Origin of the sequence: Moritella sp., from assembly GCF_013215705.1 — a bacterium.
In the GTDB taxonomy this organism is placed as follows: Bacteria; Pseudomonadota; Gammaproteobacteria; order Enterobacterales; family Moritellaceae; genus Moritella.
Window position 1 is genome coordinate 60,114 of sequence record NZ_JABSQR010000031.1, and the last position, 10,322, is coordinate 70,435.

Below are 10,322 nucleotides of genomic sequence, written 5' to 3' on the forward strand. Positions count from 1 at the left end.
AGATCATGACTTATGCTTAAAACAAGTTTGAATTAAATATAGCTAATTTGAATGCCAAGCTGTTTACAGTTTACGGATGAATCAGTCTTCAGTGAGAGGTAATTGGAGGTCGATTTATGCTGGAAGGTAATTTCATTGCGGTAAAATCAGAACTGTTAATCAGACATATTCATCAATTTATGAACCACAAGGTCAACTACAGCATACTAACCGATTATATTTGGGAAATATTACAAGATTGGCAGCGATTAAACATTGTCGACAACAACATCGCAAGCCCAAAAGAACAAGTATTCTGGTACTTACTCTTTGAGCTACAAATTCAAGATGAAGTATCGTTATTGCATGATAAAGAGCTCAATGCCAAACTCAATCATTGCATACTATTTTTACAAGGGCGACTTGATATGCCTGACGACTGTATTGGCATCAGGCCAAATTAGCTATTACTGTTAGTTGTTTATTGGTAGTTGTTTACTGGTATTTCTTTACCGTTAACTCCGCGAGTCTGACAATAACTCGCACCGATTTTTCCATGCCTTCTACAGTGATAAACTCATGGATACCATGGAAGTTATAACCCCCAGTGAAAATATTTGGGCAAGGTAATCCCATGAAGGATAACCGCGCCCCATCAGTACCTCCACGAATAGGTTTAATGTCAGGTTGTATATCGCACTCAATCATCGCCTGCTTCGCGAGCTCAATGATATGTGTGTGAGGCTCTACCATTTCACGCATGTTATTATAACTATCGCTTAGTATAAGCTGTATACGTTCACAACCCAGTACCTCATTTAACTCTGTGACCTTTTGCTGCATAAATGCTTTACGCTGTGCTAATCCGGCGGTATCAAAGTCACGAATAATATAACTTAAGGTGGTTTTGGCGACACTGCTTTGCATTGAATTTAAGTGATAGAAACCTTCGTAGCCTGCTGTGCATTCTGGCGTTTCATCCGCAGGCATCATCGCTTGGAACTTGGCAGCAATGCCCATACTATTAACCATCTTATCTTTTGCAGATCCTGGGTGTACGTTAACACCATGACAAATTACAGTTGCAGAACTGGCATTGAAATTTTCAAACTCTAACTCACCAACAGGGCCTCCATCGATAGTATAAGCCCACTGTGCATTAAAGCCTTCGACGTCAAACAGATCCGCACCGCGACCAATCTCTTCATCTGGGGTAAAGCCAATACAAATGTCGCCATGTTTGATATCAGGATTCGCTTGTAAATACGCAATAGCAGTCATGATTTCAGCAATCCCGGCTTTATTATCCCCACCAAGTAATGTTGAACCATCCGTCGTAATAAGCGTATCGCCATGTAACTGGTTAAGTTCTGGATACATCACTGGTGATAACACCTCACCATGGCCTAAACTAATATCACCACCTTGATAATTGTTGATAATTTGTGGATTAACATCTTTACCCGATGCATCAGGCGCGGTGTCCATATGGGCAATAAAACCGATAGCAGGGACCGTAGTGCTAATATTGCTCGGTAGGCGTGCCGTTAAATAACCATTGCTATCGAGTTTTACGTCACCTAAATTTAAAGACATTAGCTCTTGCTGTAGTTGTTTCGCGAAAACAGTTTGACCTGACGTACTTGGACAAGTAGCAAGGGTATGATCGGACTGGGTATCAAAACTCACATAACGTAAAAATCGTGCTATCAATGTAGTCATAATAAAGCCTTAATGAGTAAATAAATTACAGAAGTAAATCGGTAGTTATGATGTATGGCTATTATGCATAATAAAAAGTGATGAGACGTTGCACCTAATCACAAATAGGTATTTAATTTTACTTTACGGATGTTAACAAGCACAAAACCCTGTATACATTCAAGCTATTTGGGTATATATCTCAGTCATAGTGAAGAGGTTTAGAATGCGACATACCACTGTACAATGGCCTATATTATTCCGTTACTGTCTGCTGTTTATTTTTATCTCGGTATTTTCCACCGCTATAATCTTACTAACTTTCACTCAAGATTGGCGGGTTATGTTTGACCTAAGAATACAAATTATCGCACTTAAACTGGCATTTATTGCGGTTATTTATATTGTTTTTCCCTTTTTAGTGGTGCGTTTTTGCTATTACTTCTACCAATTAATTACTCACGGCAGAAAGGAAGGTATCGCACTGTTTTGCTATCAAACCTTATTTAATCCTATCAACTTTATATTTCGGCCTAGCTTGCTTACCCAAGGGGGACTTGTTCACCGCCGTCGCTGTATCATTTCGATCATTCTCTTGGGTTGTTTATACAGTTCAATTTTTGCCATGGGTGAAACAAGAACGTAAATGTTCAAATCCAACCTTTTGGATGTGATAGCCAACCTATCACTTAAAACTTCCATTTCCACCACAATCGCTATATCATGCTGCACAATAGCGTAGTTAAATTAACTATAGTACTTAAAAGACAACAAGTTAGTGAATTATCATTTGTTTGACCACCAAATTTATAATCAATTAATAGGGAACTGTTATGTTAGGTACTGCCAACAGCAAAAGTGCAACACGTGTATTATTATTAGGCTCAGGTGAACTGGGCAAAGAAGTCACTATTGAGTTTCAGCGCTTAGGTGTCGAAGTGATTGCAGTGGATCGTTATGATAACGCGCCAGCGATGCAAGTCGCGCATCGCAGCCACACAATTAACATGCTTGATGGTGATGCGCTTAGACGCGTTATTGAACTTGAAAAACCAGATTATGTTATTCCAGAAATCGAAGCTATTGCCACTGATACCCTGCTTGAATTAGAGCAAGAAGGGGTCAATATTGTGCCCACAGCACGCGCAACTAAACTAACGATGGATCGAGAAGGTATTCGCCTTCTCGCCGCAGAAAGCCTGAAACTACCTACCTCACCGTATATCTTTACCGATAATAAAACCGAATATCTTGCCGCTGTCGCAGAAATTGGTATTCCGTGCGTGATCAAACCGGTGATGAGCTCATCAGGTAAAGGTCAAAGCATTATTCGTGAGGAAGATGATATTGACCAAGCTTGGGACTATGCTCAAGAAGGTGGTCGTGCAGGTGCAGGCCGTATCATTATTGAAGGTTTTGTTAAGTTCGATTTCGAGATCACCATGCTGACTATCAGTGCTGTTGATGGCATCCATTTCTGCGACCCAATTGGTCATCGTCAGCAAGATGGTGATTACCGTGAGTCTTGGCAGCCACAAATAATGTGTGATGAAGTCCTTGCTAAAGCACAAGAAATATCTGCTAAAGTAGTTAAAGAATTAGGCGGTTATGGCCTATTTGGCGTCGAACTCTTCATTCGTGGTAAAGACGTGTTCTTTAGTGAAGTGTCACCGCGTCCACACGACACTGGTATGGTGACCTTAATCTCGCAAGACTTGTCTGAATTTGCCTTGCATGTGCGTGCTATTTTAGGTCTCCCTATCACCCAAATCCAACAGTTTGGTCCGTCTGCCTCTGCGGTTATTTTAGCTGAAGGTCATTCGACTAACATCGGTTTTAATCACTTAGCACCCGCATTAGCTTGTGTACCAGGCAGTCAAATTCGTCTATTCGGCAAGCCTGAAATAGCCGGTCAACGCCGTTTAGGTGTGGCACTAGCTCGTGGTATTAATACCATTGATGCAATTGATAAAGCCAAAGAAGTAGCGCAAACAGTTGAAGTTACTTTTAACTAAGACTTTTGACTAAGACAACGTGATTTTAGTTAACAGCTAACTACCTTGAAGTAGTTTGGATATATAAAGCTTAACGATCAAAAAAGGCTAACAAGTTATTACTCGTTAGCCTTTTTTACATCAACTACAAGCTTAAAATCACACCGGCAATCGCGGCGCTCATCAAGTTAGCCAGTACACCAGCGAAAATAGCGCGGAAACCATGCTTCGCAATAAATTGACGACGTTCTGGGATCATACTGCCTAAACCACCGATTAAGATAGCCATGGTGCTGATATTGGCAAAACCACATAACGCAAACGTGATAATTGCTTGTGAATGTTCACTTAACTGATCTTTAACTTCCATCAACTGAATAAACGCCACAAACTCATTGACCACGATCTTATTACCAATCAACGAACCCGCCACTATCGCTTCATTCCACGGCACACCAATCAACCAAGCAACAGGCGCAAACACATAACCTAAAATAATTTCAAAGCTTAACGTCAGATCAAACCAATTACCGATACCGCCTAACATGCCATTAAGTAACGCGATAACACCGACAAAGGCTAACAAAGTCGCACCAATCGCAGTAGCCATACTTAAGCCTGCCATCGCACCGTCAGCAAGCGCTTCTACCACGTTGGTTGCACGCGGTAATTCTACTTTGGTGATCTCGTCTGCGCTAATTTCATTTTTTGATGGTGGAAACAAAAACTTCGCCATCAGTAAACCAGCAGGTGCCGACATAAATGACGCCGCAACAAGAAACTTAATGTCAACACCAATCATGGCATAACCCACTAAGGTGCCACCAGCAACCGAAGCAAGACCACAAGTCATCACCGCAAAAAACTGTGAATCGCTCATGCCTTTCAAATACGGTTTCACCACTAAAGGCGCTTCAATCATACCCACGAAGATGTTTGCCGTCGCCGCCAACGATTCCGCGCGACCTGTGCCTAATAACTTCTGCAAGCCACCCCCAACAATATTAATGACTTTAGGCATAAAACCAATATGGTACAGCGCCGAAATTAACGCCGAGAAGAACACAATAATACCTAATACATTGATAGCAAATACAAAGCCGCCCTGAACTAAATTGCCAAATAAGAACGAGATACCTTCCTGACCATAATCAATCACGTTTGATACACCCGCACTAAAACCATTTAACGCGTCTTTGCCTGCTGGAAAATATAATACGATGAATGCAAACGTGATCTGCAAGGTAAACGCAAGCGAGACTGTTCTTAGCGGGATATTACGGCGATCGTTAGAAAATAAATACGCCGTTAAAAGGATCACTATTATGCCTAAAATAGATATCATGGAACAAACCTGTTTAATGATTAAAATTATAAAGACGCGTATTGTAGTCCGCGCCATTTTTACAGCAAGTCCAGTAAGTTGCCTGCTTGTTAAAATTAGATCCAACAGGTTTGTCGTGATAGCTAGTTACTTGTTTTATAACGAATCCATAAGAATATTTACGGCATTGTTTCCATATGGAAAAGATATTTCCGCATGAGAAGATAAGTTGTCAGGGTTAGATTTTAATCTGTGACTTTAATTGCAGATCCCAGTATGAAGGTTGACCAATATATTCTTTGAAAAAGGTGATCGCCGCGCTGATTTTCTTGGGTAAATGCTTACGGCTAGGATAGACGGCATAAAACTGCATGCTTTGGCTCGCTTGCCATTCAGGTAACAGTTGTATTAATTTACCCGTTCTAAATTCATCGGTTAGCAAGTACGTCGCTAAGTAAGCAATGCCCCACCCTGATATAGCCGCATCGCGGATCGCTTCGGCTAAATCAACACGGTAATTACCATTCACGTTTATGTATAACGCGTCATCGCCTTGTTTAAATGACCACAAGCCATAGTTACGCTCACGACTTTGGTAAATAAGGCAATTATGATTTTCAAGATCATTAGGATGCAAAGGTGTAGTGTGATGCATCAAATAATCCGGTGACGCCGCAAGCACAAAACAGGTATCGGCCAAATGCTGAGCCACATAACCTTCGGGAATATCTTCAATGTTGGTCAACCACAAATCTAAACCATCATCAATCATGTTGGTTTTATAGTCGAACAGACTGACTTCGACATGCAGGTCTGGGTGCAGTTTACGAAACTGTTCAATAGCCGGAATGATATGGATAGTGCCAAATGACTGCGAGACACCTAACCGCAGAATACCGGTCACTTCATCTTGTAGATTCGTCATCATCACATCAGCGTTTTGCACACTGCTCACCACTTCCGCACAATACCCAGCAAATTGTTGCCCTGCATCTGTTAAGGTAAAACTGCGGGTTGAACGCTGAACCAGCTTAACTTTTAAATCAGCTTCCAAACATTTGAGTTGTTTACTGACATGAGAAACCGACACACTTAGTGTATGCGCTGCAGAGGTAAAACTTCCGGTTTGCACCAAGGTATGAAAAAGAGCCATTTGGCTAGCGCGATCTTGAATCAAATGAAAAATACCGAGTAACGTCCGTTCCGTGTGACTAGGTAATAAAAATAAACACCGTTATTGATGTTGAATGCCGGCAAGTGTATACAAAAATTACTAGGCAATAAAGCGGTAAGCTATGATTATTATCAACTAATTATTAAGCCAGTTATAAGATAATATGCTAAACAACACTCTACAGAGAATTTTAACATGGAAAAACCGTGGTTGAAAAACTACCCTAGCGATGTGCCAGAGTTCATTGATTTAGCACAATATGACAGCGTTTTAGATATCGTCGAACAAAGCTGCGAAAAACACGCAGACTCAATCGCCTTTTTAAACATGGGTGCAACACTCACCTTTCGCCAACTTGAACAACAAAGTCGTGCTTTTGCTGCTTATTTACAACACGATCTCAAAATGCAACCGGGTGACCGTTGCGCCATTATGATGCCTAATTTATTACAATATCCTATTGCGCTATTTGGCATACTCCGCGCGGGGCTGATTGCCGTTAATGTTAACCCGCTTTATACCCAACGCGAATTACAGCATCAACTCACCGATTCAGGCGCCAAGATGATTGTCGCTATCAGCAATTTTGGCGCGAACCTCGAAAAAGTGTTACCGCAAACCAGTATTGAGCATGTGATCATGACCCACATAGGCGATCTATTACCGCAGCCTAAACGTACCTTGGTTAACTTTACGATTAAATACGTGAAAAAAATGATCCCTGCTTTTCACATTGAAAATGCCATCTCAATACGCAAGGTACTCGCTGCGGGGCGTAAGTTATCTTATCACCGCCCGGCCTGTAAACCGGAAGACATTGCCTACCTGCAATATACTGGTGGTACAACCGGTATCGCCAAAGGGGCCATGTTAACGCATCGCAATATTGTCGCTAACGTATTGCAAGTTTACGGACAGTTCTCACCCCGAACACTCTTGTCCAAGGACCATGTTGTTACCCCTTTGCCGCTTTATCATATCTTTGCTAACTCGGTAAGCCTGATGTTTATTATGATGATCGGCGGACGTAATTTATTAATTACTAACCCAAGAGATATAGACAGCTTTATCAAAGAGCTACAAGGTTACCCTTTCACTATCTTTTTCGGGTTAAATACCTTGTTCAGCGGTATGCTAAAGAATGAAAAATTCCGCGCTTTAGATTTTAGCAGTGCCCGTTTTACCATCGCTGGCGGCATGCCGACCCAAGAAGACGTGGCCAAAGAATGGCAAGCAGTCACCGGCATGCCAGTTGTTGAAGGTTATGGATTAACGGAATGTTCACCTGTTGTTTGCAGTGGTATTCACACACAACAAGAATATACAGCAGGGATTGGCGTCCCCTTACCATCAACAGAAATGCGCGTTGTTAATGATGATCACCAAGCATTAGGCATAAACGTCGTTGGCGAATTACAAGTGCGCGGTCCACAGGTGATGACTGGCTATTGGAAGCAAGCAGAGGCCACCGCAGAATCTATTGATGCAGATGGTTGGTTCTCGACAGGTGATATGGCACGTATGGACAAAGATGGTTGTTTCTTTATTGTCGATCGTAAAAAAGACATGATTTTAGTGTCTGGCTTTAATGTTTACTCCGTCGAAATTGAAGAAATACTGCTATTACATCCCGACATTGAAGAGGCCGCTGTGATGGGTCTGCCACATGCAGTGACAGGCGAACGAGTTAAAGCCTTCATCTGTAGCAGCAATAAAGCGCTGACCAGTAAAGAGGTACAAACCCACTGCCGTCGTTATTTAACCGCTTATAAAGTACCACGTGAGATTGAGTTTCGCGATGATCTTCCTAAGAGTTCGGTAGGCAAAGTACTTAAGCGAGAGTTGTTAACACCAGTAACAGATGAGCGTACATAACACTCGATTTATTGACTACATCTATTGAGTAAGCAACAGCAAAGCACTACAACAAGTACGTAGTGCTTTCTGGCTTACCGCTCAATGACATCACGGTTTATGCGTTAAAATACCACGCACATAACTGCGGGTATTGGCGTTATGATCTAACATAAACTCAGCCAATAAGTTGGTCATGTTGGTCATGCCCGCTTCACCGTGCTGCTCACGTATCATCTGCACAATCCTTTTTATCTCTTTGCTACCATCGACTTCAAAACTGGGATCACTCACTAGCTGCTCTGGTACCCAGCGTTCTAAGTAATCGGCAAGCTTGTCTGATTTGTCATAGGAATTTTTGGCAAATACTTCAACAAAGGTGTTGTCGGTATATTCAAGCACAGCAGTCTCTTGCGTTAGCGCCTTAAATAACGCGCTACTAAAATCGTTATTTTCGTACGCTTGCTTGGTAATAATTGCTTGGAACGCTTCTAATACCAAATGGCGATTAGAAAGCAGTTGGATCGCATCAATCTTAGCTTGCGGGAAACCCATCATGTCTTTGGCATTGGTCCAGAGACTCGATACAGTACTCACACCCGGTTGCAATGTTGCATGGTATGACTGGGCAATATCACCAACATAATGCAAGCCCCAGCCCATAAAACGCCAGCCCCAATAATCATGGCCAGTGCTAAAAGCATATTCAGATAACGCTTTGTACATATGCACACGGTAATCAGGGAAGGTATCACGTAAGAACGGTGCTAACGTAAATAACACACTTGATTCATGGTAGAAGCCCATATGGAACGGCGCTTGCGTACTGTACTCCAATGCAGGATTACCAAAGGCTTGGTTGCCAAAACCATACAGTTTACCCGCGTCAGTATTACTGTCTGCAAACAAACCAATATCTAGGCCGTTATCCGGATCGTCATTCGCCGATACTAAGACTTCGATTGGCGTGACCAGATCGCCACTTTTGACTTCCACAAAGGTCATCTTGTTATAATTGTCGAGGTTAGTGAATACCGCAACCTCTGACGCATCCAGGCGACGACGGCCTTGCTTATCCTGCCCTGGCAATAACTGAATGTACGGATTAATACGGGCATTCGGGTTGATACGTATGGCGTGGATGAAACTTGTCAGTAAGTCTTGGCCAGCGGCGTCAAATGCTAATGCATCAGGACGCGGCTTATAATACGGGAAATTCTGACGTAACCAGTCTTCATTGGTTGCTAATAACGTTTCTAACCCGTGCGCCTCTGCGGTCACAAATTCAGCTAAGGTTTCGACCTTGATCGGCGCTTGCTGTGCCACTTCTGGCATGGTGTTCAATATGGGATAGGTAATCAGGCTGTGTTCAGACCATGCATTGGCGTTACTCACCAGCATACTGCTACACAATAATGCGCCCAAGGTGACTTTAATTTGGCTTTTAAGCTTGTTCTTATGTTTTAAAAAAGTCGGGATCAACATGACATTCCTTTGAAATCGGTCGTAGCTAGGTTTTAAATAGGTCATAACTAGATTTTAAATTGGTTGTAAATAGGTGTATATAAGATATTAAGAATTGATTATAAATGATTTATTATTGAATCATTGTATGCAGTTGTAAGTTTGTGGGCAATGTAAATGTTATAAGCATAGTATTAACGGTCCCTATGTGTCTTGTTTGAAGGGTACAGATCAACATTGAGCTCCATTGGCACATAACGAATGCCATTTATACTCAGCTCTTCCGACACAGGTTTAAACCCGACGCGCCCATAAAAACCGAGTGCATAAATCGATGCTTTGACCCGAATTAACCTCTCACCACACCGATTTTTCATTTCCTCTACCAGCCGCTTAGCGACGCCAAAGCCATGATATTCAGTTTTAACGTAAAGTTGACCAATATAATTTCCCTGCCGCCAAGCAATGTAACCTATAATTTCGTTACCAATGACGGCTTTAACGGCCGAATAAACTTTGGTATCAATTACTTGTTCGATATCAGACTTTAGCGCGCTTCTAATGGCTTGCTGACCTTCTGCATCAAGTAGCGGCACAACGTGTTCTTCATTGACGGTCTCACCTAATTTAAGAATTGCATCAAGATCTTTGCTCGTCACTTTTTCAAGAATAAATTCCATTTCTTCTCCATCAGAATAACGTTTAAATTATCAAGGTAACGTAATACCGTTTTCAACCCGATCTCTGCCCTGCACTTTCGCTTGATAGAGTAAATCATCAACGCGTTTAAATAATTGCGCTATCGGCTCATCTGCGATGTATTGAGTTACCC

General features: G+C 42.0%; 9 protein-coding genes. 4 read left to right on the forward strand and 5 right to left on the reverse strand.

Annotated features, from left to right (window positions below):
- The first annotated feature begins 116 nt into the window (after positions 1-116).
- The gene (locus HRT96_RS18165; RefSeq protein WP_293159532.1) at positions 117-443 is read left to right on the forward strand and encodes a hypothetical protein; all 327 of its coding nucleotides are present in this window, start codon (positions 117-119) and stop codon (positions 441-443) included.
- 31 nt (positions 444-474) lie between these two features.
- On the opposite strand, the gene pepT is transcribed toward HRT96_RS18165, so the two are convergent.
- Entirely contained in the window at positions 475-1,701 is a 1,227-nt protein-coding gene (pepT, locus tag HRT96_RS18170; protein ID WP_293159534.1) for a peptidase T, read from the reverse strand.
- A 322-nt stretch (positions 1,702-2,023) separates the two neighbouring features.
- Between pepT and HRT96_RS18175 the strand changes: the two genes are divergently transcribed.
- Positions 2,024-2,326, forward strand: coding sequence for a 5'-phosphoribosylglycinamide transformylase (locus HRT96_RS18175; RefSeq protein ID WP_293159536.1), 303 nt, complete (start codon positions 2,024-2,026; stop codon positions 2,324-2,326).
- Positions 2,327-2,513: 187 nt separating this feature from the next.
- Entirely contained in the window at positions 2,514-3,695 is a 1,182-nt protein-coding gene (gene purT / locus HRT96_RS18180; protein ID WP_293159538.1) for a formate-dependent phosphoribosylglycinamide formyltransferase, read from the forward strand.
- A gap of 124 nt (positions 3,696-3,819) precedes the next feature.
- On the opposite strand, the gene HRT96_RS18185 is transcribed toward purT, so the two are convergent.
- On the reverse strand, positions 3,820-5,019 hold the full coding sequence (locus HRT96_RS18185; protein WP_293159540.1) for a NupC/NupG family nucleoside CNT transporter: 1,200 nt from the start codon (positions 5,017-5,019) through the stop codon (positions 3,820-3,822).
- 217 nt (positions 5,020-5,236) lie between these two features.
- Positions 5,237-6,175, reverse strand: coding sequence for a LysR family transcriptional regulator (locus HRT96_RS18190; RefSeq protein WP_293159542.1), 939 nt, complete (start codon positions 6,173-6,175; stop codon positions 5,237-5,239).
- A gap of 192 nt (positions 6,176-6,367) precedes the next feature.
- Here HRT96_RS18190 and HRT96_RS18195 point away from each other — a divergent pair, with 192 nt between their 5' ends.
- Entirely contained in the window at positions 6,368-8,047 is a 1,680-nt protein-coding gene (locus HRT96_RS18195; protein ID WP_293159544.1) for an AMP-binding protein, read from the forward strand.
- Positions 8,048-8,137: 90 nt separating this feature from the next.
- Here HRT96_RS18195 and HRT96_RS18200 read toward each other — a convergent pair whose 3' ends face one another.
- Both HRT96_RS18200 and HRT96_RS18205 read right to left on the reverse strand, forming a co-directional pair.
- Positions 8,138-9,511: a hypothetical protein gene (locus HRT96_RS18200; protein WP_293159546.1), complete on the reverse strand. Its 1,374-nt coding sequence runs from the start codon at positions 9,509-9,511 to the stop codon at positions 8,138-8,140.
- A gap of 173 nt (positions 9,512-9,684) precedes the next feature.
- The gene (locus HRT96_RS18205; protein WP_293159548.1) at positions 9,685-10,170 is read right to left on the reverse strand and encodes a GNAT family N-acetyltransferase; all 486 of its coding nucleotides are present in this window, start codon (positions 10,168-10,170) and stop codon (positions 9,685-9,687) included.
- Positions 10,171-10,322: the final 152 nt, after the last annotated feature.